Raw genomic sequence first — 25,786 nt, 5'->3', positions numbered from 1 at the left:
AGCAACAGCTTTACAGTAGTAAAATCAGAAAATGAATGATAAAAATACAACTCGGTTAAGACTGATGATGTTTGAAAATGTGGTCTAACCGTCACAATTTGTCGTTTTAAATATTTTTATACCACTTGAACAATTTTAAGGCGCTATCATATAAGACCTGTTAAACATCATGATGCTACGCAGCAATTATTTTAAATTTATGTGTATTGATTCCTTTCTCATCACATTCAAATTAAATAATCGATGCTGCATGACATCAATGTTCAACCTGTTTTGATCTTCTATTTGCATATTATTGAGATGTTTTCATGAGCCAAAGTCATATCCGTATTCGAGGCGCACGTACCCATAATTTAAAGAATGTGTCACTCGATATTCCACGTGACAAATTTGTGGTCATCACAGGGCTTTCAGGTTCAGGTAAATCATCACTCGCATTTGATACCTTATATGCCGAAGGTCAGCGTCGTTATGTTGAATCACTTTCCGCTTATGCACGCCAATTCCTTTCGCAAATGGAAAAACCTGAAGTTGACTCAATAGAAGGTTTATCGCCTGCAATTGCGATTGAACAGAAATCAACCAGCCACAATCCACGTTCAACTGTCGGTACAATTACCGAAATTTATGACTATTTACGTTTATTGTATGCACGTGTAGGAACGCCATATTGCCCTGAACATGACTTGCCGATGGTCGCGCAAACAGTCTCAGAAATGGTTGATGCAGTAAAAGTGCTCGATGAAGGTACAGCGCTGATGTTACTTGCGCCTGTGGTACGTGAACGCAAAGGCGAATACAGCAATTTATTTGAACAATTACAAGGTCAAGGTTTCGTACGTGCGCGTGTCGATGGTGAAATCATTGATATCGATACGCCACCTGAATTAGATAAAAAGAAAAAACATACCATTGAAGTCGTAATTGATCGCTTTAAAGTCCGTGATGATCTCGGTAATCGTATCGCTGAATCTTTTGAAACAGCATTACGCTTAGGTGGTGACATTGCAATTTTATCGTGGATGAATGGTGAACACCCTGAACGTGTCTTTTCAGCTAAACACTCATGCCCTGAATGTGATCGTGCCGTGGCGGAACTTGAGCCACGTTTGTTTTCATTCAACAATCCCTTCGGTGCCTGCCCTGTTTGTGATGGTTTAGGAACGCGTAGTCATTTCAGTTCGGAAAAACTGATTCCAAATCCTGAAGTATCCATCAGTCAAGGTGCAATTCGTGGCTGGGACAGACAACGTCCTTATTACTATACGATGTTGCAAAAAGTCGCCGATCATTTTGAGATTTCATTAGATATTCCTTGGAATGAATTGGATAAAGAGACACAAAAGAAGTTCTTACAAGGTACAGGCAAAGAGAAAATCGATCTCAGTTATATCGATGAACGTGGTCGTAAACACAGTCGTGTACAAGCCTTCGAAGGTGTATTGCCACACTTAGAACGTCGTTACCGTGAAACAGAATCAAATTATGTCCGTGATGATCTCGCACAATATTTATCCAATGCAGCGTGTGATGCCTGTGATGGTTCACGTCTTAATGAAATCTCACGTCATGTTCGTGTCAAAGATAAGACTATTGCACAAATCACCAAGATGTCGATTGGTGATGCTGAAAACTATTACCAAGACCTCAATCTTGAAGGTGCGAAAGGTGAAATCGCCGATAAAATCTTTAAAGAGATTCGCGAGCGTTTACACTTCCTTGTCAGTGTCGGTTTAAATTATCTCAGTCTCGCTCGTTCGGCTGAAACCTTGTCAGGCGGTGAAGCACAACGTATTCGCCTCGCTTCACAAATTGGTGCAGGCTTGATGGGCGTGATGTATGTTTTAGATGAGCCCTCGATTGGTTTGCATCAACGTGATAATGATCGCTTATTACAAACATTGATTCGCTTACGCGATTTGGGCAATACCGTACTTGTGGTTGAGCATGACGAAGATGCGATTCGTGCTGCGGATCATATTATTGATATCGGACCTGGCGCAGGGATTCATGGCGGTGTCATTATCGGTGAAGGTAGCTATGAGGAGATTGCGAGCAATAAAGACTCTCTTACAGGTCAATATCTCTCAGGCAGCCTAAAAATTGCGATACCTACGCAACGAACCCAATCACCACGCCCAGATGAATTCATCAAACTCTCTGGTGCAAGTGGTCATAATCTACAGAATGTCGATCTCACCATTCCGCTCGGCATTATGACCTGTGTGACGGGCGTGTCAGGTTCAGGAAAATCAACCTTAATTAATCGTACTTTATTACCATTAGCTGCCACTCAACTCAATGGTGCAACAACGCTGACCGCAGAAAAGTTTGATTCGATTGATGGCTTGCAACACTTGGATAAAGTGGTTGATATTGACCAAAGTCCAATTGGTCGTACACCACGTTCAAATCCTGCCACCTATACAGGTTTATTTACGCCGATTCGTGAGTTATTTGCGCAAACACCTGAAGCCAAAGCGCGTGGTTATAGCGCAGGTCGTTTCTCGTTTAACGTGAAAGGCGGTCGTTGTGAAGCCTGTGAAGGCGACGGCATGATCAAGGTAGCGATGCACTTCTTACCTGATATGTATGTGCCTTGTGATGCTTGTCATGGCAAGCGTTATAACCGTGAGACTTTAGAAGTGGGTTATAAAGGCAAGAACATTTCAGATGTGTTAGAAATGACCGTTGAAGATGCAGCTGAGTTCTTTAGTGCCATTCCTGTGATTCATCGTCGTTTAGATACTTTAATACAAGTGGGTCTGGGTTATATTCGCCTAGGTCAAGCTGCAACCACACTTTCAGGTGGTGAAGCGCAACGGGTTAAATTAGCTCGTGAGTTAGCAAAACGTGATACAGGTAAAACCTTATATATCTTGGATGAGCCTACAACAGGTCTACATTTCCATGATATTGCCAAGTTACTCGACATTTTGTATGAGCTACGCAATAAGGGTAATACCATTGTGGTGATTGAGCATAATTTGGATGTGATCAAAACTGCCGATTGGGTAATTGACCTTGGTCCTGAAGGTGGTTCTGGTGGCGGTCAAATCATTGCCGAAGGAACACCTGAGCAAGTGGCTGAGGTTGAAATTTCACATACAGGTAAGTTCTTAAAACCGATGCTCAAATAATATCCAGCTTGTTGTAATTTCATGATAAAACGGTGATTCATTCACCGTTTTTTTATTTGAGGGAATAATGCGATTTTCAGAAAGATATGGATATAAACCTGTTCGAGAAATAATTCAAAAAGAAAGCATGGATGAAGTTTTAAAAAATGGATTATGGAATGCAATTAGTGAATGTATTTTTCAAAAATACTCTCATCGTTATCTTGCTCGAACCAATCTTATATCAGATAGTAACCTAGAATCTTTTTTTAAATTACTATTCCATAGTCACTTCAAAAAAAGAATTGATCAAATTCCATATTCGATAGAAGCTACTATTGAAGAAATTGACACTTTATTTTTCAAAAAATACCGTTGGTATGAAATTTATGATTTTATAGAAGCTTGCATTCAATATTTTCCTTTTGATGAAGATAAAGAAGATTTCATTCTTTTGTTAAATGATTGCCTAGAAGCTGAAAACTCTGCTTATAGAATAGTTAATAGACAAATCACAGAAATTACTTCTGAACAAGAAATCCAATCCATTGAAGAAGCATTGCAAAACACGAATCCCTTCTCAGGCGTTCAACTACATTTAAATCAAGCATTAAAACTAATGTCGGATCGTCACAATCCTGATTACAGAAATTCTATTAAAGAGTCAATTAGCGCTGTCGAATCAATTTGCAAAATTATCACGCAAGATGATAAAGCGACTTTGGGTAAGGCACTCAAAGTGATTGAGGATAAGTATAGCTTACATGCTGCTCTAAAAAATAGTTTAAGCCAACTTTATGGGTATGCCTCAGATGGAGATGGTATACGCCATGCGATGCTAGAAGAATCAAATTTATCTTATATCGATGCCAAGTTCATGCTGGTTTCTTGCACAAACTTTATAAACTATTTAATTGAGAAGACAAAATAGATTGGGGTAAGAGTGTTACCCCTCCACCATATTCTTCCCTTTTACTTTCGCTTTTAACAACGACTGATCGGCTTTTTCTAATAACTCTAACCAAGTTTCAGCCCCTATCGCCACACCAATACTGACCGAAACCTGAATCAACTCACCAACATTCGTGGTCATAATATTTTGCTTTAAAATTCCTGAACGAATATTTTCAGCTATAGCTTTTGCAGCACTCATTTCAATACTTTCAATGACCACTAAAAATTCATCACCGCCATAACGCACAATCAAATCAGAAACTCTTACATGATGTTTAAGCTGATCTGCAATCATCGTAATCACTTGATCACCGACAATATGCCCATATCGATCATTCACAAATTTAAAATTATCAATATCAATTGCGAATACGCAGGTCTGAGATAGCGCATTTGGTTTAGCGATTAAATGATTAACATACTCTTCCAAAGCTAAGCGATTAGATACCCCCGTAAGCATGTCGGTATTTGCAATTTTTTTTAATTGCGACTCCATCATATCTCGCTGCTTCAACATAAGCTTTAAGTTATCAATTGCGCCAAACAGCGATAAAAACTCTTGCTTAGGTTGTTTGGTAATTAGTTCAGAACTGTCCGATAATTCTAAAATCATGTCTCTGGCATTAATCAAAGGTGTAAAAACCTTTCGTTTGGTATAAATCATCGTAAAAAGTGCAATCAGCAAAGACAAGCTAGAAATAGACAAGGTGAACATAAACTGCTGTTTGGCTTTTCTATTCTGCTGTGTAGCAATACGAATACTATGATCTAAAATATAATTTTGCAGATCCATGACTGTTGTAAATTTACCAACGATACGCTCTGTAAGTTGCGTGCCTGTTAAAAAATACGCCTGACCCGCTTTACTTTCATCTAATAATTGACGAACTAAGGGTAATCCTTTGTCAAGAAATTCGCTTTTGACCCTTTGATGTAAACGAATATATTCAGATGTTTTGGTATACTGCGGTTGAATTGCATCGACTAATGACCACAAATAACGTGATTGATGCTCAGTTTGTAAAGAGCGTGCTCGATTCACATCTGAAATGGTTTCTGAAAAAGTAATTGGTGCCATGACATTGGACGCAACACGTCCAGCTTGATCACGCATATCGGTTAAAATTAAGATGGAAATAAAATAATTCGACATCCTGCTGTCTTGGCTTTTTGATTGAGCCATCAAGCCATTTAAAAACGTACGGCTTTCATCCCATACAGCAAACATCTCTAAAATGGCATGATCAAGCTGAGCAGATGTCCGCTTGGAATGAGGTATTTCAGCATATGCATCGACAATTTTACGTGAGTTTTCCAGTTTAAATTTTAAGTCGGTTTGCAATTGTTGCGCTAAGAATTTAAAACCCGCTTGATCTAATGTAGTGATCGTTTCAGTAATTTGACCATCCACGACTTGTCTAAATTCAGCTAATTCTTTTTTATTTTTTTCAATTTCTTCAGGTGTACTCGACATAACTTTATTTGAGGGAGCACGCTCTCTCGAAATTTTATTCGCAGTTTTCACTAAAGCACGTAGACTTGTAATTTCAGTAAGCACCTGATTTGTTTTATTATATTCTTTATAACTATTCAATATCAAAGGAATAGAAATATATAAAATCGATAAAATTATAATAGCCATGCAGAAAAAAAGTCGAAGACTGATTTGTTCTGAACGTAATTTGACACGCTTTAACTTACGTCCCATTCATCCACCTTGTTTTTTTTCAAAAGCCATCCCGAATAAATTTTAAACAATGAATAATTTTACCTGATTTTCAAAATATACTGGCATTATTAATCTCATTTTTCTATGCTTTTAAATATATACAACAACATCGCATTCTTTTTATTATTTAATTTTTCTCTAAATTTAATTTCAATTTAAATAAGCAATAAATTTGATCAAGTACCCTCAAAATAAAAAGGATAATTCGATTTAAAACAATGTATTAAAAAAATAATTAGCGCACAAATAATAATCACTTAGTATGGTTTAATCTATATGTTTAAAACATATTAGAAATTAAAAGCATAATATCAATTTTTTAATTTTCATTAAAAATTCATCATCGGAGATTTAAATCTTTAACATAAAAATAAACAATTTCACAAACTGAACACGCTAAGAGATACTTTTATTAGATAGATACTGCGAATTTAGTTCAGTGATTCCTCAGGATGTTTTCTCCCTTCATTAAAAACATCCTTTTCGATCCCAGCCTTTTCAAATCAGGTTGGGATTTTTTTATTCATAAATATAGACAATCTAAACTTAGCCATATCAACAATTAGATTTACCGTTGGTTTTGATACAATAGTGAAGTTCTCGATATTGCAATAATGATGATAAAGTCAAAATTCAGACAAAAAAAAGCTCAACCTTGGGGAAAGCTGAGCTAGTAAAAAGAGATGTGAATACACATCGAATACTAAGAAATGTTATGAGATATAATGCAAATTAAATACCTCTTAGTGCCTATTATGAGAACCAAGTCTCAAAAAGTAAAGTTGATTAAATAGATCGGAATTGTTTTTATTATCGCTTTTGTAAATAGATAATTTTTAGTCATGCTGCGATCAGAGACTAAATTTACACATCAATTAATTGATACTCATCCTATAATTAGGATGAATAATGAAATATGTCACAATAATTCATAGTCGATATGACAAAATTAAGACACAATCAAATGAAAAAAACGATCATATAAATCGCTTTATCCAATAGCTAAACACTACATATTTTCCTTCTTAAATCATTTAAAAGCTATTAAAAATCAAGATATCTCATTGTAAAAAATCAATTTAAATTTTGGTTGACAACAAAAAATACAATTGCATATTTTTTAATCTGAAAATTAGTATTTGCTTTCACTCGTCGGGAGATTCGATTTATTACATTGACTTCATATTTTGTTACAATACAATGACTCCAACTTTACCCATTACTGTTAATGCTGGAAATTGTTATGAAAAAACTCGGTTTAGCCACTGCTTTATTATTAGCCATGACCGGCGCTCACGCTTACCAAGTAGAAATTCAAGGTCAATCTGAATTTTTAGATACTACGAAAAATGACAAAGACTTTACTGGTGCTGGCCAAGTAAGTTATTTCTTCAAAAATGTAGACACTTCTAAAGGTCCTTTAGCTGAAGCTGCTTTCTTAAACCAAGCTTCAAACGTTTCTGTTGCATATAGCTTTGCAAAAGAAAGCGGTGATGAAATCGTAACTCGAAAGAACGAATCTCTTGGTGCTAAAGGTGAAGCTTATATACCTACACCATACCTACCAGTTTATACAAGTGCTGCATACAGCCACTCTCAAACTAAAACTGATGGTAAGAAAGACAATGGTGACCGTTTTGCATTAGAAGTAGGTACTATGCTTGCACCTAACTTCTTAGTTGCAGTTGGTTATACCAACATCGCTGACCAAGTTGCTTTAGATGCAAACAGCGTACTTTCACGTGGTATCGTAAAAACTGTAGCTGAATCACAAACTATTGGTCAAGACCAAGATGCGATTACTGCACGTACTAAATACGTTGGTAACATCGACGGTACAAACATGGCTGTAGGTTTCGAAGCTGGTCTTGTCTATGGCGATGACACTGCATTCGAATTAAAAACTGACGTATACCTAACGCCTAAGTTAAGCGTTGGTGCATCTTACGCAGAATCTAGTTTTACAAATACAAGTGACTCAGCTTGGGGCGCGAATGTTAATTACTTCATCACTCCAGCTGTTGCTGTTGGTGCAAGCTACGTAAATGCAAATGCTGTAAATGCAGACTTAGATACGCAAACTGTAGGCTTAAACGCGAAGTTCCGTTTCTAATATTGGATTCAGGTTCTAAGCTTAGAACACTTAATTCATAATAAAAAACCAGTTCTGATGAACTGGTTTTTTATTATTTAGCTTTAGATAAAATCAGCACTTTGACTTCATGCTTCAACACATTACATCTTCTTATCTTCAATATTTAACGCACTGATCGCTAAAACAGCTTGTGTACGATTTTGCACACCTAGCTTACGGAAAATAGCCGTTACATGTGCTTTGATCGTGGCTTCAGATACATCCAATTCATAAGCAATCTGTTTGTTCAATAAACCTTCTGCGACCATCATCAGAACACGAAACTGCTGTGGGGTAAGTGATTGCAAACGCTCTGCTAATGCCGTTTCATCTGCTGCTCTAGGATCAAAGCCAGAATGGGTTGGTAAATTCGGAGGTAACCAAATATCACCTTCTAAAACATGTTTAATCGCTTCACCAATATGACTTGGGTGAGATGACTTCGGAATATATCCCATTGCACCATGTGCAATCGCTCGCTGAATAATCGACACTTCCTCATGCGCCGAAACTACGATGATCGGTATTGCTGGATATTGTGCTCGTACATAAACCAAAGCAGAAAAACCAGATGCACCAGGTAAATTTAAATCGAGTAAAACTAAATCAGGTTCAGAACCATGTTCCAACTTTTCATAGAACTCATCAACATCCGCAGTTTCCTGAATCTGAGCTTGAGGAATGCTATAACGAACCGCTTGAATCAAAGCATGTCTAAATAAAGGGTGGTCATCTACAATTAAAATATTCATAAGCGTTTTACGCAGTCTGCAAGTACGTCACTGTACGGTGTTTATTCAAATTTAATCTATCTTAGCCTATTTTGAAATAAACTGTTGGTCTGAGATCAAAACTTGTTTATTTCAAATCACTGGAAAACAAATCAGATATTGATATAAATCACACAACCTAGGTCAATCAAGAAATACTATACAGAAATAACCATTAGAAACAGAGCATTAAATTGATTTAATTTTTCTTAACTTTATGTTTCTAGATATATCTATAAAACAGATAAGCTTGCAGCATTTCCTTATTTTACAGTACATACCATCATGTAGATAAATAAATAGCAATTCGAAATGATCTTTTTAGGCAGTTGCTATGTCCAATTACAATACCCCATCTACTTCTCTTAATATTGTTGCAGTATCAGGTGGCTTAAATAGTCCTTCAAAAACAGAAAGTTTGGTTCAAGCCATTCTTGACGAGCTTTCAGAAGCAATCAATATTAAAGTTCATTTTGTAAAGCTTAGTGAAATCGGACCGTTGTTAGGTGGGGCAATTTACCGTAACCAATTACCACAACGGGTACAGGATGATTTGGCTGCTGTAGAAGCAGCAGATGCGCTTATTGTTGGTACACCTGTGTATCGAGCTTCATTTACAGGTTTATTCAAGCACTTTTTTGACTTCGTTGAGCAAACTGCTTTAGTTGACGTACCAGTATTATTAGCTGCCTCAGGTGGCAGTGATCGTCATGCCCTTGTACTGGAGCATCAATTACGCCCCTTGTTTAGCTTCTTCCAAGCACAAACCTTACCCATTGGTGTTTATGCGACTGATCGAGACTTCACGCCTGAATATACGGTAAAAAGCGAGCAATTGTCAGACCGAGTGACTTTAGCTGTCGCTCGGGCATTACCAATTTTGGAATGGGCACCTGCCAAAGGTCAACGAGCAGCAGCGATCAAAACTAAAACTGAACAAGCCAATCAGAACTTGGGTATTAATAAACAAATTGAACAAGCTGAGGTATTACCTTCAGCAGCCGTTCCTAGTCTAGATGCTGCTGAATCTCGCCTACACCCTAAGTCAGGCAAAAAATTAACCCATGTCGCATAAATCAACTCTTTAGAGAGGATACAAAAATGATAATCGCAGAATCAGCAATTAAATTTGCTTATTGGGTTCCCAATGTTAGTGGTGGTCTGGTTGTCAGTACGATTGAACAACGCACCGATTGGAGCTACGAATATAACGTGCGTTTAGCCCAAGCAGCTGAAAAAAGTGGCTTTGAATATGCGCTTACACAAATCCGCTTTACCGCAGGCTATGGTGCAGACAATCAACATGAATCAGTCAGTTTTAGTCATGCTTTACTGGCAAAAACTGAGAAACTCAAAGTGATTGCAGCCATATTACCAGGACCTTGGAAGCCTGTAATTGCAGCAAAACAACTGGCAACCATTGATTATCTCACTCAAGGGCGTGTGGCAATCAATGTGGTCAGCGGCTGGTTTCGTGGTGAGTTTGATGCGATTGGTGAACCTTGGCCTGAACACGATGAACGCTATGTAAGATCAGAAGAGTTTATTCGCACTTTAAAGGGAATTTGGAGTACTGATAATTATAGTTTCGATGGAAAATATTACCAATTTCAGAATTACACCCTCAAGCCTAAACCTGTGCAAAAACCGTATATAGAAGTATTCCAAGGCGGTAGTTCACGTGCTGCACGTGATATGGCAGCACGTGTATCTGATTGGTATTTTACCAATGGCAACAGTGTCGAAGAAATCAAAAAACAAGTGGATGATGTCCGAAGTAAAGCCAAACAAGCCAATCGACAAGTCAAGGTTGGCGTAAATGCCTTTATTATCGCCCGTGATACAGAGGAAGAAGCTAAAGCCGTGTTAAATGACATCATTGCACACGCCAATGTTGAAGCGGTGAATGCCTTCGGTGATGCTACTCGTGAGGCAGGTGCAGCCGCTCCAGAAAAAGAAGGTAACTGGGCAAAATCAACATTCGACGATTTAGTACAATATAACGATGGTTTTAAAACCAATTTGATCGGTACTCCGCAACAAATCGCTGAACGAATTGTGGCGTTGAAAAATGTCGGAGTTGACCTCATTCTGTCAGGCTTCCTACATTTCATTGAAGAAGTTGAATATTTTGGAGCAAAAGTATTACCGTTGGTTCGTCAGTTAGAACAACAGCAGGAAATTCAACTGGAGGCTAAATCGGCATAACCTTGGCATTGAATAAGAAGAAAAATAAAAACGATTGAATCTTTCCCTCATGACTCGGCTTGAGTGATTTTATTTTAAGTCAATTCAATTTCTCGGATGACCGTTTCAACCGAATAACGACACCACTGTGACAACTTCTCAATAAACGCATTCAATTGGGGTGGATTAAAATGACTGACGATCATGTAACAACCATTTCCTAAAGTCTTAAAACATTCATCTATCTGTTCATATTGTTTAACCAGCCGCTCAATTTCAATGAATGCTTGTTGTTCATTTAAAAATAATTGAATGAATTGTTTATGTTCATATCGCATGGCAATAGTGTAATTTTTAATAATGCCCGCATCGATTAATTGGTTAATACGTGCACCAACCGCCTGCCCTGTACGATGTACGCTTTGTCCAATTTCTTTGTGGCTTAGACGTGAGTCTTGTTTGAGTATTTCAATAATTTTTAAATCAATCGGATCAAGTTCAATATTCATTTTTCATTACGAAAGAAAACAGGCAACAATGCTTTCATCTGACTATATCTGATTTTTGCTCTACTCCCTATGCTTGTTTAATCCCCACTTTGGAAACACAACCATGAAACAAGCCTTACTGATTATTGATGTTCAAAATGATTATTTTAAAAATGGCAAAATGGAATTGGTCAATCCAGACCTTGCTCTAGCGCAAACCAATCTATTAGAAGATCATTTTATTCAAAACAATTTACCCATTATTTACATTCAACACATAAACCCTGCCTCTGCCAGTTTCTTTCAGGAAAATACAGTGGGTGTTGTATTACATCCGCAGCTTCAAGTGAAAGACTCGTCGATAATTGTTGAAAAACATTTTCCAAATAGTTTTTTAGAAACCAAACTTCAAGAAATATTAAAACAGCATCAAGTTGAGCAACTGGTGATTACAGGCATGATGACCCATGTCTGTATCGATTCAAGTACGCGCGCAGCCAAAGAGCTTGGCTATCAACCGATTGTAATTGCCGATGCGACTGCAACTCGTGATCTTGAACATGATGGCAAAATTGTTAAAGCAGCCGATGTTCAAACCGCATTTTTGTCTGCTCTTGGCTTTTTCTCTACAGTGCAAAACACCGCTGACTACTTAGACCGCCATTAAGCTGTTTCCATAAAAAGAGCGCTACATGAAGCGCTCTTTTAGATTTTTAGCATTATCTGTTTGGATAAACCGTTGCAATTAAATGTTCAACCACTGCTGGCTCAGCCAACGTAGAAGTATCACCTAAACTATCCAATTCATTTGCTGCTATCTTTCTCAAGATACGACGCATGATTTTACCTGAGCGTGTTTTAGGTAAAGCAGGTGCCCAGTGCAAGGCATCTGGCGTTGCCACAGGACCAAGTACTTTACGTACCCAATCGACTAATTCCTTTCTCAGTGCTTCAGATTCAGCGACATCGGCTTGCAGCGTTACAAAGGTACAAATACCTTGCCCTTTAATGTCATGTGGCATGCCCACAACAGCGGCTTCCGCGACTGCTTCGTGTGCAACTAAAGCACTTTCGATTTCTGCTGTACCTAAACGATGTCCTGAAACGTTGAGCACATCATCGACACGTCCAGTAATCCAATAATAGCCATCCGCATCGCGACGTGCACCATCACCGGTGAAATAACAATTTTTAAAGGTTGAAAAATATGCCTCAATAAAACGTTCTGGATCACCCCAAATTGTGCGCATTTGACCCGGCCAAGAGTCTTTAATCACCAAATTACCTTCAGTCGCACCTTCAAGTTCATTGCCTTCACCATCCACTAAAGCAGGTTGAACGCCAAAGAACGGACGTGTTGCCGAACCTGGTTTGAGTGCTGTTGCTCCAGGTAATGGAGAAATTAAAATACCACCAGTTTCAGTTTGCCACCACGTATCCACAATTGGGCAACGACCTTCACCCACCACTTCGTGATACCAGTTCCATGCTTCAGGATTGATTGGCTCACCAACTGAACCAAGTAAACGTAAGCTACTACGATCACTTTCACGGACATAGGCATCGCCTTCACGCATCATGGCACGAATTGCGGTAGGCGCGGTATATAAAATGGTGATGTTATGCTTATCAATCACATGACCAATACGCGCCCATGTTGGGTATTGTGGAATCCCCTCAAACATAACAGTCGTTGTTGCATTGCTGAGTGGACCATATAACAAATAGCTATGCCCTGTGATCCATCCTACATCTGCGGTACACCAATACACATCATCTTCTTTGAGATCGAAGACTTCTCTAAATGTTGTGTTGACGTATACGAGATAACCACCAGTGGTATGTAATACCCCCTTTGGTTTACCAGTAGAACCTGAGGTATAGAGGATGAATAGCGGATCTTCTGCTTTCATTGGCTCTGGTGGACAATGCTCATCCACTTCCATAATCGCAAGGTGATACCAAACATCGCGTTCTGCATTGAATTGAATTGGGTTACCTGTACGATGCACCACAATTACATTTTCAACGCTACTCGTGCCGTCAATTTCTAAAGCAGCATCAACATTTTCTTTCAGTGCGATCAGCTTGCCACCACGCATACCTGCATCGGCTGTAATCACTAATTTCGCCTGACTATCCTCAATACGACTCGCCAGTGAATCAGGTGAAAAACCACCAAAAACCACACAATGCACTGCACCAATACGGGCACAAGCTAACATCGCAATTGCAGCTTCTGGCACCATTGGCATGTATAAAATAACGCGATCACCCTTGCCTATCCCTTGTTTTTTCAGCACATTGGCAAAACGGCAGACCTCATCATGTAATTCAGCAAATGAAATAATTTTATGTCTTGAAGGATGGTCACCTTCCCAAATAATCGCAGGTTTAAGCGGATTGGTTTTTAAATGACGATCCAAACAATTTGCCGAGACATTTAATTCGCCATCAGCAAACCATTCAATTTTAAAGTTGTCTGGTTGAAAACTGGTATTTTTCACTTGAGTAAAAGGTTTAATCCAATCAACCTTTTTCGCTTCTTCCGCCCAAAATGCTTCGGGCTGTTCAATCGAATGCTGGTAACGTTTGAAATAGTCTGCTTCCGAGATTCTTGCCGTTTGTTTAAATTTCTCAGGCACTGGGTAGATTTCTTTCATAGCTCACTTCCTTGGTTTTTTATTTCATACCCTAGATATACACATCTAATTGATTGGTATGTTTTGTTTTCTCTTGCAGTATTGTCACCATTTACAAGAGCAAACAATGCGGCTTTGGTCGTAGGACTGTTATGATTTTACAACCAAGATAAATTTCAAAAATTTACTCAAAATAATTTAAAATTTAACAGCTTGTCTATGCTTTTTGTTTTTAAAATAAGTGAATATTTTGATCAATCTGTAAAGCTTAAAAGATTTAATAAACAGAACAACAGGAAAAATTATGTTTAATCCCGAAACTGCCTCCCAAACACCACGCAAAGATCATCCTTTATCTACTCAAGGTCGTTTTAATCGACTGAGTTATTTGGGTTGGTATGGTCTGCTCAGTCTCAGTTGTATGCTGGCTTTTATGCTGATCATTACGCTTGCTGGCAGTTTTAGTGTCAATAATGTAAATGTGCATGAGCCATTTTTTTCGACATTTTCAGGGATTGCTGGTTTCGGCATGCTTGCAATATGGTTTGCTGCTTTTTATTTTCAAATTGTATTTCTAATTCGTCGTTTACATGACTTAAATAAAACAGGATGGCTCAGTTTGCTACTGCTGGTTCCATTCATTCAAATCTTTTTTACTTTATATGTCTTACTTGCACCAGGTACACCTCATCGTAATGATTATGGTGATATCCGCCCTTCAAGCACATGGGAAAAAATCATCGCATGGATCATGATCATGCTCAGTTTATTCATGATATTTGGTATGTTTATTTTTGCGTATTATTTTGCAAGCCCTGAATTTTGGGACACACCAACTCAAATTATTCAAAACACGACAGAATATTTTTAATGTTCTATGCTCTATAGATAGAGGATATGTCGTTACTGAATTTAGCATGCGCAATCATCATAAATTTATTATGATTGCGTTCCTCACAATACATTACTTTGCGAAATAGAGATTTTCCTGTGGCAGACGAACAGACAACGTTAACGAATATAGCGAAAGATACTGGTGAGCTTATTCATCAAGCGGGTGCAAAAACAACGCAAACGGTGATTACCCATACAGAGAAATACCAAGACGCATATACTGCAATTGATAAAATGGTGAATGCTTTCTGGGATCGTCTTCCCTATATTGGTCTAGCTCTTATTGTCTTTGTAATCTTCTGGTTACTTACTAAATTATTTAAAGTTTTTGTCAATAAAACATTGAGTAATCGTTCTTATACAAGACAAAACTTAGTTTTAGTGCTCCATCGTGTCGGTGGTACTTTTATTTTATTTTTTGGCTTCCTAATCGCATTAGTTATTGCGATTCCAGGTTTTACCCCTAGTCAATTAATCGGTGCATTGGGAATTGGTTCAGTTGCCATTGGTTTTGCATTCAAAGATATTTTTCAAAACTTACTTTCAGGTGTACTCATTTTATTGGGTGAACCATTCCGTATTGGCGATGCCATTATTGTCAATGGTATGGAAGGTGTTGTGGAAGATATTCAAATTCGTGCAACATTCTTACGCTCATATGATGGTCGTCGTATCGTCATTCCTAATGCAACTGTTTATACCAGTCCAATTACGGTTAACACAGCTTACCAACAACGCCGCTGTGAATTCATTGTCGGTATTGGATATGATGATGATGAGCAAAAAGCCAAGCAAATTGTCTTAGATATTTTAAATAATGATCGTAATGTATTAAGTCAACCAGCTTTCTCAGTCAATGTCACAGCTTTAGCTGATTTCTCAGTTAATCTAACAGTACGTTGGTGGATCAACACCACAGAGACTGATATTTTATCTTCCACCAGTTCAATTCAAGCTCAAGTGAAGCAAGCATTTAACGCTCAAGAAATTAATATTCCCTACCCAATCCAAGAGCTTAAAATGCAGTCTACTCCTATTGCTCAACTTCCTACTGCAATAAAGACTTCAGACAAACAATCGACCTAAAATATGCGATAGGGCTGTTTCTGTTCTTAAAATTCGGTTGCCTAAGCTCATTGCTTGGCAGCCATTTTTTTTGAGTAACTCAATCTCATAAGGAATAAAACCACCTTCTGGTCCCACCACTAAATTACATCCATTTTGTATCGCAGATGGCATCTTTAGCTCAGCATAAGGATGCGCAACATAAGCGGGTTTTTCGTTAGTAATCAAAGTCGGCAAAACATCTTCTACAAAAGGCTTAAAACGCTTATACAGTTGAATTTTGGGTGGAATAGTATCGCCTGCTTGCTCTAAACCAAGCGTCACATAACTCTCAAGCTGTTGTAAAAATGGACTTTGCCAATAGCTTTTATCTACGCGATAACTATGTATTAAACTGATCTGCTCCACGCCAAGCGTCACTGCGTCCATGATCATACGACGCAATACTTTTGGACGAGGCAACGCTAAAATTAAATGCACAGGTAACTTTTCAGGCACAGTTTCAGTCTGAATGGGTTTAAGCTTGATTTGTTGCTCTGAAATACTTAAAACTTCTGTCAGATAACGCTGACCATGACGAATACCAACTTTTAAAGTATCACCAACATTTAATTGAAGATGTTGTTTTAAATGTTGAATTTGACGAGCATCCTCAATTGACCATACGTCCAATGCAATATTTGGATCAGATTCAAGTAAAACAATATTCATGATAAAATTTTTTGTTCTAAATAATGATCAATCAATTGAATATGCTTTTGTAGTGAGCCTTTATTCCGTTGTAGAACCAATTCCGCTTGTCTAATCAATTGCTGACTCTGGCTTAGATCATCTAAGCAGCTTAAAAGTTGCTGCACTACCTGCTCAGCATTTTCACCCACAAGTATTCCTTTCTCAGACACGAACTCGACTACAATACTTTGAAAATTAAAATAACGTGGACCAATGACAGTTGGCACATCTAAAACCATCGGCTCTAAAATATTGTGCCCCCCTCCTGGTTCATTGAGTGAACCACCGACAAAACAAGCTTGACTAAGCGCATACCACAACCACATCTCCCCCATACTATCTGCAAGAAAAACCTGTGTATCGACTTGAATCGACTGTTTAAGGCTGCGGCGTTGTGTATTTAAATTTAAATTTTGGCAGACTTTATAGACCTCATCAAAACGTTCAGGATGGCGTGGCACAACGATACACAGTAGCTTTGGGTTTGAATTTAAATTTGACTGTAATTGTTTCAGTAAACTTTCTTCTTCCGGCGCATGTGTACTTGCAAGTACGATGACCTGCCGATCTGCTAATTTCCAATCTTGTTTTAATTGTTGTGCTTGTTCGATGAAAGAGATCGGTGCCGTAATATCAAATTTAATATTACCTACCACCATACTTCTGTTTGGATCAAGACCTAAATCAATATAACGCTGTTGCGTTGCGACATCTTGCGCCAATAACCATGTGAGTTGCTGTAACATGGACTGGGTTAAGCGGCGAACTTTGCCATAACCTTTGGCGGATTTTTCTGAAAGACGAGCATTCAATAAGATACATGGAATTTGTTGCTGCTTGGCCTCTGCTATTAAATTGGGCCAAATTTCAGTTTCAACAAGCGCAAGAAGCTTAGGCTGATAAAGATCAAAAAATTGCTTGAGTAAAGGTTTTTGATCAACAGGCAAATACACAGCCTGAAATAAATTCAAATATGGTTCTTTTAGAAATAACGACTTTGCACGTGCTTGACCTGTCTTGGTAGTATTGGTCACTAAAACAGGATGCCCTAATTTTAAATAATGTTCGATTAGAGGCTGCGCAGCATTGGTTTCTCCGACCGAGACCACATGAAACCAAATTGTATTTAAATTTTTAGGCGCTTGAAACGGTCCAAAACGTTCTAGACATTCTTGTTGAAATAGCGCTTCACTTTCAGCCCGTTGTTTAATTTTCCAACGGTATAAAGGCTTGATACATTTCAGTAAAAAGTTATACCAAAAGGGCGTTTGTCGTACTGCGTTGCTTTGCGCCATCCTAGACCATATTTCAAAATTCAATTTAAGCTCATTATGCGCAATTTCAAAAAAAAACTCATGCCATTTTAGTAAATCGCATGAGTGATTCTGAATGTTAAATATTGATTATGCTTCTAACTTTTCAAATACAGGGTAATCCGTATATCCCTCTGCACCATCAGCATATAAAGTTTGAAAATTTACCTGATTTAAAGGTAAATCATGTTCTAAACGTTCTAGTAGGTCAGGGTTTGCGATATAAGCTAAACCAAATGAGACTGCATCCGCTTGTTTTTTCTCTAAAATCGTTTTTGCAGAATCGGGAGTTAATTTCTCATTGGCAATCCACGCCCCTTTAAATTTCGGACGTAGTTTTGGCTGTAAGCTATCTTCTGCTGCATATTCACGTGTGAAAATAAAAGCAATGTTACGTTGATCAAGCTGTTCAACCACATAACCAAAGGTCGCTAATGGATTGTCATCACCCATATCATGAGAATCAGCACGTGGCGCTAAATGTACACCAACGCGACCTGCGCCCCACACTTCGATAAATGCATCGACCACTTGCAATAATAAACGCGCGCGATTTTCAATCGAACCACCATATTCATCAGCACGAATATTGGTTTTACTTTGCAAGAATTGATCGATTAAATAACCATTCGCCGCGTGAAGTTCAACGCCATCAAAACCAGCTGCTTTTGCTTGTTCCGCCGCATTTTTATATTGTGCTACGATTTCTTGAATTTCTTTATGGGATAAAGCACGAGGCTTTACAAACGGACGCTTCGGACGAAGTAAGCTGACTTCACCTGCGGGTTGAATAGCACTTGGAGCCACAGGTATATCACCATCTAAAAGATCAGGATGTGAAATACGACCTACATGCCACAATTGAACCACAATTTTTGAGCCTTGCGCATGCACCGCCTTGACGATTTTATTCCATGCCTGAGCTTGTTCTTGTGACCATAAGCCTGGCGTATTCGCATAACCTGCCGCTTTGGGGCTGATCACTGTAGCTTCAGTAATAATCAGACCAGCATTGGCACGTTGCTGATAATATTCCACCATTAAATCGTTTGGAATACGCTCCGCGCCGCTACGCGCGCGGGTTAAAGGTGCTAAAACCAAACGATTTTTAATCGTAAAATCACCTACTTGTAACGTAGAATTTAATTCAGCCATGATCGCCTCAACTTCACTTTTTAATGAGTTTTGAAAAAACTCTTTTTAAAGTGATTTTTTTAAATGTTCGATGTATTGCTGAATCAAAGCTTCGTTACGGGTAAAATATGACCATTGCCCATATTTTTCAACCTTGATCAAACCCGCTTGCTGTAAGACAGACAGATGGTTTGACATTGTCGATTGTGCAACTTTTCCTAAGCGTTCAATGTGACCTGCACATACGCCTCGTTCAAAACTGCCACCACATTCCTGTACCGGTAAAAATTGCTCTGGTTGTTTTAACCATTGCAAAATTTCTCGACGTAATGGATTGGCTAAGGCTTTGCTTATAACATCAATATCCATAGACTCACCACATTTTCAACAGGCAAAACTTCGTTCAGCACCTAAAATCAGTATATCGAATTTAATAAATATTAATATCTATTTTTTCCGATATTAATATCATATTTTTCCGATTAACTAAAAATTGCTGAACGAAAATGCCGTTTTAACGTTATAGACCTTGTTTCAAACTTGCTTCAATGAACCGATCTAAATCACCATCTAAGACTGCTTTAGTGTTTGAATTTTCAACACCTGTACGCAAATCTTTGATACGAGAATCATCTAATACATAAGAGCGAATCTGACTTCCCCAACCAATATCTGACTTCGAATCTTCAAGCGCTTGTGCAGCTTCATTACGTTTACTCATCTCCAACTCATAGAGTTTGGCACGTAATTGCTTCCATGCATGGTCACGGTTGGCATGTTGTGAACGTTGGTTCTGACACGCGACTACAATACCTGTAGGTGCATGCGTTAAACGCACTGCCGAATCTGTTTTGTTAATATGCTGACCACCTGCACCTGATGCGCGATAAGTATCGGTACGAACATCTGATGGATTAATATCAATTTCAATATTGTCATCAATCTCTGGAGAGATAAACACGGCTGAAAATGATGTGTGACGGTTGTTATTACTATCAAACGGCGACTTACGAACTAGACGATGCACACCACTTTCGGTACGTAACCAACCATAAGCAAACTCACCATCAACACGGATCGTCGCAGATTTAATACCAGCAACATCACCGTCAGAGACTTCCATCAATTCGCCTTTGAAGCCATGACGTTCAATCCAACGTAAATACATACGTAACAACATTGACGCCCAATCTTGCGCTTCTGTACCACCAGAACCAGATTGGATCTCAAGGAAGCAAGGATTCGGGTCCATTGGATTGCTAAACATACGGCGGAATTCAAGATTCCCAAGCGCTTCTTCAGCACTATCTAACTCAGCTTGAACATCTTCAAGCAAACTTTCATCATCTGCTTCAACAGCTAAATCCAGCATGGCTTTTGCATCATCGAGCTGTTCAGCCAGACGATCAAATACACCCAATGTATTTTCTAAACTGCCTTTTTCTTTAGCGATGACTTGAGCACGACTTTGATCATTCCAAATTGCAGGATCTTCGAGTTCTCTTAAAACTTCTTCTAAACGCTCTGCCTTTAGATCGTAGTCAAAGATACCCCCGTAGTGTTTGACTACGATCAGATAAGTCTTTTAATTGGACTAAATACGGATTAATTTCCACGCCTACTTTCTCTCAATTTTTTCACTCAATTTGTTATTTTAACATAAGTGTTTTAAGTGACACAGTCTTCTGTTTTCCAATAGATTTACTAATGAAAAAACTCTCAAATGATCAGTATTTCTTATTAAAATTTTAATTTTGTAATGACACATTTAGCGACAAAAGTGTCCATAAATTACATAAAGATACCAGAACACACAATCTATCCTATGTTTTAATAAATCAAAACATTTATAAATAAATTTTATTTATCAAATAGATATAATTTATATTTTACAAGTTGATTACATTCGTACAGTCCGATTACTTTCCTGTGATTGACGACCACAATATTTTAACTAGACTGAGAGTTGTAACAAAACATGTAATCAATATTCATTTGGTTCATTATCTCAAAAGGGGCATAACCATGAAAAAATTAGCAATTGCATCAGCACTTTTATCTGCACTTGCAGTAACAGGAACTGCTCATGCTTATCAAGCTGAAGTAGGTGGTTCATATACTTATACTGATTGGGATGATTTCGATGGAACTCATAGTTTTGGTGTAGATGGTAAATATTATTTCAACCCAGTTCAAACACGTAATGCACCACTTGCTGAAGCAGCATTTTTAAACCGTGCTAGTAATGTAAATGCAAAAGTTAATTACGCAAATAACAATGGCGTAAAAGATTCACAATATGGCGTAGGGGTAGAATACTTCGTGCCGAATAGTGATTTTTACTTAAGTGGTAATATTGGTCGTAACGAGTTCGAAGTAGACAACTCTTTTGTTGATCAAAAAGTAACAACTTATGGTGCAGAAGTCGGTTATTTACCAGCACCTGGTTTATTACTTGCACTTGGTGTGAAAGGTTACGACGAGAAAGATGGTAAAGATGGAGCAGATCCAACAGTTCGTGCTAAGTATGTAACTCAAGTGGGTGGTAATGACATCAACTTAGAAGCTTATGGTGCTTTCGGTGATCTTGATGAATACCGAGTAAAAGGTGATTACTATCTTGATAAAACCCTAAGTGTTGGTGCGGACTATTACAACAACGATTTAACAAAACGTGATGAATGGGGTATTTCTGCGAAGAAATTCCTTAATCAACAAGTGAGCTTAGAAGGTCGTGTTGGTTTAGGTGATGACTATAATACCTACGGTATCCGTGGTGCTTACCGCTTCTAATTTCCACCAGAAATAAAAAAAATCCGCCCTTCTGAGCGGATTTTTTATTGCGTTAAATGAGCTACTTGTAGTTGTAAACTGGTATTTCCATTAAAGACATTACGCTCTAGGGTATACACTAAATCAACATAAGCTAACATTGGGTTAAATTCAAAACGATCTATTGCATTAAAGGCAATCGCATCGATCGAATGATTTCCTGATGAAAGCTTAAGTTTTAAATGTTGGTCTTTAAGCCATCGATAATCAATTATTTGGAAGCGACCTTCAAACTGAGGAAGTGGAAATTTTTGCCCCCACGGACCAAGTTGCTCAATCCAGTCTAACGTATTTAAATTCAAATCAGCGGCAACAAGCTCACCATCCGTCCATAAGATCGGCTGAAATAAATCCTCATCCATTTGTGCTATTACTTCGATAAAAACAGATTTAAATGTATCAAAATGTTCTTTTCTGAGCGTCAAACCTGCTGCTGCGGCATGTCCACCAAAATGGCTGACTAAATGCGGATACTGCTCAGCAACTTGCTCAATCATGTCGCGGATATGAATGCCCTCAATTGAACGTGCCGAACCCTTAATATGTATACCATCTTCATCAGGTGCAAAAACTAAACTAGGACGATGGAACTGTTCTTTTAAACGACCAGCCACAATACCAATCACACCTTGATGCCATTGCTGATCAAACATCACCAGTGCAGCAGGTAATTGCTCTGTTTCTAAGTGAATATGCTGCAAAGCACTCATTGCTTGCTGCTTCATCTCCGTTTCAACCTGACGGCGCTCAATATTCAACTGATTGAGTTGCTGCGCAATGGGGTACGCTGTTTCTAAATCTGAAGCAAGCAAACACTCGATACCTATACGCATGCTTTCCATACGTCCAGCTGCATTAATTCTAGGACCAATCACAAACCCTAAGTCTTGTGCTCGAAGCGTTGCTGCATCACGTTTCGCAATATCTAATAATGCGAGGATTCCTGCACGACATTGATATTGCTGAATTCGTTTTAAACCCGTATCAATCAGAATACGATTGTTATAGTCCAAAGTTGCAACATCGGCATAGGTTCCTAAAGCGACTAAATCTAAATATTGCGTCACTTTACACGTGCTTTTAGCTTGCTGACTCCGATAACTAGCGAGTTTTGCTAACACATAAAAGGCAACACCAACTCCTGCTAAAGCCTTACTCGGAAAGTCACAACCCAGTTGGTTTGGATTCACCACAGCTTCAGCAGCGGGTGTAGATTTTGTCGTTAAATGATGATCAGTAATAATGACTTGCATACCTAAAGTATGAGCCGTTTCGACCCCTGCATGGCTAGAAATTCCATTATCGACTGTAATTAAAAGATCAGGCTGATAGGTTTGTTTTGCCAAATCAGCAATTGCAGGAGTTAATCCATATCCATATTTAAAACGATCAGGAACTAAATACTCGACCCGTGCACCTATTTCTTTTAGGACTAATATCATCAGTGCAGTACTGGTAGCTCCATCTGCATCATAATCACCGATAATCACGATTTGTTTTTGCTGATCAATTGCTTGATCAATCAACTCAACAGCGGCATCTATTCCTTTCAAGTTTGGTGCTAATAAATTTTTAAGCTTTAACTCCAATTCTTGCTCTGACTGAACTCCTCGCCTTGCTAAGATTTCTGCAATAAATGTAGGCACGCCCTGAAACTGTTCAGGGCGTGTAAGCAATGGTTTTTTTTTAATTTGTATCTGCGTCATTTATGGCATCAAACGTTGTATAGACCAAAGTCCATTTTGTTTTTCATAACTCAAGCGATCATGTAAACGGTTTGGTCGCCCTTGCCAAAACTCGTAATAATCTGCTTCAAGACGGTAGCCACCCCAAAACTCAGGCTTGTCTAATTCATCAGCCTGCGCTTGATCTTGCAAATTTTGAAAGCGTTGTTGCAATAGCTCACGACTCTCAATCACACCACTTTGCGGGGTGCTAATATGTGCCGCAATCTGACTATCGCGCGGACGTTTATGATAATAATCCGTCGACTCTTGTTTGGATATTTTGACGACCTGACCGCCAATACGTACCTGACGCTCTAAGCTTGGCCAGTAAAACAGCAACTCTGCAACAGGATTTTGAAGTAAATCTAATCCCTTCTGGCTGTCATAATTGGTATAAAAATCATATCCAGCTTCTGTCGCACCCCGTAGTAAAACCGTACGCACATGCGGACGACCTTGTGTATTAGCAGTAGCTAAAGACATCGCATAAGGTTCATGCAGATTTGCAGCAAGCGCATGATTAAACCAATTTAAAAATTGTAGATGTGGATTATCACTGACCTGCGCCTCGTGTAATTCACCTTGTTCATAACTCAAACGTAATTCACTGAGGTCTTTAATGACATCACTCATGATTCATCCTCACCTAAGCAACTTGAGCTTGCGAACGCACGGCATCAGCCAATCGGTTTGCTAATGCTTCAACTTCTGGTAAGTCATCCCCTTCCACCATTACACGAATCACTGGTTCTGTGCCTGATTTACGAATTAATAAGCGTCCGCGACCTTTCAACTGTTGTTCTGCTTTTTCAAACTCGTCAACCAAAGAAGGAATTGAGTATGGATCAATCATTTGTTGTAAACGGACATTCACCAATACTTGTGGGAATAACACAAAACCATCTACTAATTCATGTAAGGCTTTACCTTGCTCGACCATCACGGTTAGGACTTGTAGAGCCGCAATAATAGCATCGCCCGTCGTGCTTTTATCTAAAGTGAGAATATGCCCAGACGGCTCGCCACCAATAGACCAATGGTTTTCTTCAAGTGCTTGTAATACATAGCGATCGCCAACTTTAGCACGGACAAAACCAACATTCGCCTTTTCCAGAGCCAACTCTAGTGCCATATTACTCATGACGGTTCCCACAACCCCTGTAGGTTTTTGATTCGCCTGAGTCGCAAGAATATAAAGAATGTGATCGCCATCGATCAACTGACCATGCTTGTCGACCATCACTACCCGATCCGCATCGCCATCAAAAGCAATACCAAGATCAGCCTGATGCTCAATCACAGCTTTTTGTAAAAACTCTGGATGAGTTGACCCACAGTTTTCATTGATATTTAAACCATCTGGCTCGTTAAATAATGGGATGACTTTCGCACCTAACTCACGGAAGACTGATGGTCCCACGCTATATGCAGCACCATTGGCACAATCCACCACGATTTTTAAATTACGTAAGTCAAAGTGATATGGGAATGTAGATTTACAGAATTCAATATAACGACCATTCGCGTCTTTCACGCGGACACTCTTACCTAAATTTGCGGTGTCCTCAATGACCAAATCTTGTTCAAGCTCTTGATTAATTTGATCTTGCAAATAATCTGGTAGTTTTTTTCCTTCACTTGAAAAGAATTTAATACCATTATCGAAATAAGGATTATGTGAAGCGGAAATTACAATTCCAGCATGCGCATGCAAAGCACGTGTTAAATGTGCAATCGCAGGTGTAGGTAACGGACCTAATAAATGAACATAAACACCAGCCGCATTTAGACCTGCTTGTAAAGCAGCTTCTAAAATATAACCTGATAAACGAGTGTCTTTCCCCAATACCACAATCGGTTTATTTTTCGGACTGTTTCTTTTTAGAACTTTGCCAGCTGCGAAACCTAGTTTTAATGCAAATTCAGGTGTAATTGGCATTTGTCCAAATTTGCCACGAATTCCATCAGTTCCAAAATAGCTCATTATTTACTCACTTTCTTATCTTTATATGACTTTAAGCCATATCATTTTTCATATGATTCACTTTACACCAAAACAAAAAAAC

The 25,786-nt window shown here is 38.6% G+C and carries 21 protein-coding genes; 9 read left to right on the top strand and 12 right to left on the bottom strand.

Features of this window, described 5'->3' with window-relative positions:
- The first annotated feature begins 308 nt into the window (after nt 1-308).
- Both uvrA and NGC85_RS00900 read left to right on the top strand, forming a co-directional pair.
- Nucleotides 309-3,140: an excinuclease ABC subunit UvrA gene (gene uvrA / locus NGC85_RS00905; protein WP_254804555.1), complete on the top strand. Its 2,832-nt coding sequence runs from the start codon at nt 309-311 to the stop codon at nt 3,138-3,140.
- 67 nt (nt 3,141-3,207) lie between these two features.
- On the top strand, nt 3,208-4,050 hold the full coding sequence (locus NGC85_RS00900) for an AbiJ-NTD4 domain-containing protein (RefSeq protein WP_254804554.1): 843 nt from the start codon (nt 3,208-3,210) through the stop codon (nt 4,048-4,050).
- Between the two features lie 15 nt (nt 4,051-4,065).
- Here NGC85_RS00900 and NGC85_RS00895 read toward each other — a convergent pair whose 3' ends face one another.
- Entirely contained in the window at nt 4,066-5,781 is a 1,716-nt protein-coding gene (locus tag NGC85_RS00895; RefSeq protein WP_254804553.1) for a GGDEF domain-containing protein, read from the bottom strand.
- A gap of 1,264 nt (nt 5,782-7,045) precedes the next feature.
- On the opposite strand from NGC85_RS00895, the gene omp33-36 reads away from it, so the two are divergent.
- Nucleotides 7,046-7,915 carry a porin Omp33-36 gene (gene omp33-36, locus NGC85_RS00890; protein WP_254804552.1) on the top strand — a complete coding sequence of 290 codons (870 nt, stop codon included), beginning with the start codon at nt 7,046-7,048 and terminating at the stop codon, nt 7,913-7,915.
- A gap of 122 nt (nt 7,916-8,037) precedes the next feature.
- Here omp33-36 and NGC85_RS00885 read toward each other — a convergent pair whose 3' ends face one another.
- The gene (locus NGC85_RS00885) at nt 8,038-8,688 is read right to left on the bottom strand and encodes a response regulator transcription factor (RefSeq protein ID WP_005052445.1); all 651 of its coding nucleotides are present in this window, start codon (nt 8,686-8,688) and stop codon (nt 8,038-8,040) included.
- Between the two features lie 352 nt (nt 8,689-9,040).
- Between NGC85_RS00885 and msuE the strand changes: the two genes are divergently transcribed.
- Together msuE and sfnG are read left to right on the top strand one after the other, a co-directional pair.
- Nucleotides 9,041-9,781: an FMN reductase gene (gene msuE / locus NGC85_RS00880; RefSeq protein WP_254804551.1), complete on the top strand. Its 741-nt coding sequence runs from the start codon at nt 9,041-9,043 to the stop codon at nt 9,779-9,781.
- A 26-nt stretch (nt 9,782-9,807) separates the two neighbouring features.
- On the top strand, nt 9,808-10,914 hold the full coding sequence (gene sfnG / locus NGC85_RS00875; protein WP_254804550.1) for a dimethylsulfone monooxygenase SfnG: 1,107 nt from the start codon (nt 9,808-9,810) through the stop codon (nt 10,912-10,914).
- 74 nt (nt 10,915-10,988) lie between these two features.
- Here sfnG and NGC85_RS00870 read toward each other — a convergent pair whose 3' ends face one another.
- A complete protein-coding gene (locus NGC85_RS00870; RefSeq protein ID WP_254804549.1) occupies nt 10,989-11,402 on the bottom strand; it encodes an Lrp/AsnC family transcriptional regulator in 414 nt (137 codons plus the stop codon).
- A 103-nt stretch (nt 11,403-11,505) separates the two neighbouring features.
- Here NGC85_RS00870 and NGC85_RS00865 point away from each other — a divergent pair, with 103 nt between their 5' ends.
- On the top strand, nt 11,506-12,048 hold the full coding sequence (locus tag NGC85_RS00865) for a cysteine hydrolase family protein (RefSeq protein WP_254804548.1): 543 nt from the start codon (nt 11,506-11,508) through the stop codon (nt 12,046-12,048).
- Nucleotides 12,049-12,100: 52 nt separating this feature from the next.
- On the opposite strand, the gene acs is transcribed toward NGC85_RS00865, so the two are convergent.
- On the bottom strand, nt 12,101-14,044 hold the full coding sequence (gene acs, locus NGC85_RS00860) for an acetate--CoA ligase (RefSeq protein ID WP_254804547.1): 1,944 nt from the start codon (nt 14,042-14,044) through the stop codon (nt 12,101-12,103).
- A gap of 283 nt (nt 14,045-14,327) precedes the next feature.
- Here acs and NGC85_RS00855 point away from each other — a divergent pair, with 283 nt between their 5' ends.
- Both NGC85_RS00855 and NGC85_RS00850 read left to right on the top strand, forming a co-directional pair.
- Nucleotides 14,328-14,894 (top strand): DUF805 domain-containing protein, encoded by a 567-nt coding sequence (locus NGC85_RS00855; protein WP_254804546.1) that lies wholly within the window; start codon nt 14,328-14,330, stop codon nt 14,892-14,894.
- Nucleotides 14,895-15,013: 119 nt separating this feature from the next.
- A complete protein-coding gene (locus tag NGC85_RS00850; RefSeq protein WP_005052459.1) occupies nt 15,014-16,003 on the top strand; it encodes a mechanosensitive ion channel family protein in 990 nt (329 codons plus the stop codon).
- Here the strand turns inward: NGC85_RS00850 and NGC85_RS00845 are convergent.
- From NGC85_RS00845 to prfB, 5 genes are all read right to left on the bottom strand, one after another.
- The gene (locus NGC85_RS00845; RefSeq protein WP_254804545.1) at nt 15,983-16,693 is read right to left on the bottom strand and encodes a 16S rRNA (uracil(1498)-N(3))-methyltransferase; all 711 of its coding nucleotides are present in this window, start codon (nt 16,691-16,693) and stop codon (nt 15,983-15,985) included. The two genes, NGC85_RS00850 and NGC85_RS00845, sit on opposite strands and share 21 nt — an antisense overlap.
- On the bottom strand, nt 16,690-18,009 hold the full coding sequence (locus NGC85_RS00840) for a 3-deoxy-D-manno-octulosonic acid transferase (protein ID WP_254804544.1): 1,320 nt from the start codon (nt 18,007-18,009) through the stop codon (nt 16,690-16,692). Before NGC85_RS00840 ends, NGC85_RS00845 begins: the two co-directional genes overlap by 4 nt.
- A 108-nt stretch (nt 18,010-18,117) precedes the next feature.
- A complete protein-coding gene (locus NGC85_RS00835) occupies nt 18,118-19,182 on the bottom strand; it encodes an alkene reductase (RefSeq protein WP_254804543.1) in 1,065 nt (354 codons plus the stop codon).
- 45 nt (nt 19,183-19,227) lie between these two features.
- On the bottom strand, nt 19,228-19,530 hold the full coding sequence (locus NGC85_RS00830) for a helix-turn-helix transcriptional regulator (protein WP_005052470.1): 303 nt from the start codon (nt 19,528-19,530) through the stop codon (nt 19,228-19,230).
- A 151-nt stretch (nt 19,531-19,681) separates the two neighbouring features.
- Nucleotides 19,682-20,777, bottom strand: a protein-coding gene (gene prfB, locus NGC85_RS00825) for a peptide chain release factor 2 (RefSeq protein ID WP_254804542.1) whose coding sequence is annotated in 2 segments (ribosomal slippage) — nt 19,682-20,704 and nt 20,706-20,777 — 1,095 coding nt in all. Because the reading frame shifts where the segments join, the coding sequence is not laid out codon by codon here.
- A 409-nt stretch (nt 20,778-21,186) separates the two neighbouring features.
- Between prfB and NGC85_RS00820 the strand changes: the two genes are divergently transcribed.
- A complete protein-coding gene (locus tag NGC85_RS00820) occupies nt 21,187-21,954 on the top strand; it encodes a putative porin (RefSeq protein ID WP_254804541.1) in 768 nt (255 codons plus the stop codon).
- Between the two features lie 44 nt (nt 21,955-21,998).
- Here NGC85_RS00820 and recJ read toward each other — a convergent pair whose 3' ends face one another.
- Genes recJ through glmM form a run of 3 tightly spaced genes read right to left on the bottom strand, consistent with a single transcriptional unit; the run spans nt 21,999 to nt 25,704 of the window.
- Nucleotides 21,999-23,699 (bottom strand): single-stranded-DNA-specific exonuclease RecJ, encoded by a 1,701-nt coding sequence (gene recJ / locus NGC85_RS00815; RefSeq protein ID WP_254804540.1) that lies wholly within the window; start codon nt 23,697-23,699, stop codon nt 21,999-22,001.
- Nucleotides 23,700-24,353 carry a pyridoxamine 5'-phosphate oxidase gene (pdxH, locus tag NGC85_RS00810; protein WP_254804539.1) on the bottom strand — a complete coding sequence of 218 codons (654 nt, stop codon included), beginning with the start codon at nt 24,351-24,353 and terminating at the stop codon, nt 23,700-23,702.
- A 13-nt stretch (nt 24,354-24,366) separates the two neighbouring features.
- Nucleotides 24,367-25,704 (bottom strand): phosphoglucosamine mutase, encoded by a 1,338-nt coding sequence (gene glmM, locus NGC85_RS00805; RefSeq protein WP_254804538.1) that lies wholly within the window; start codon nt 25,702-25,704, stop codon nt 24,367-24,369.
- Between the last annotated feature and the right edge of the window lie 82 nt (nt 25,705-25,786).

The sequence above is a fragment of the Acinetobacter sp. Z1 genome, assembly GCF_024296945.1.
GTDB classification, from domain to species: Bacteria; Pseudomonadota; Gammaproteobacteria; order Pseudomonadales; family Moraxellaceae; genus Acinetobacter; species Acinetobacter beijerinckii.
This window is presented reverse-complemented; position numbering and strand designations above follow the sequence as displayed.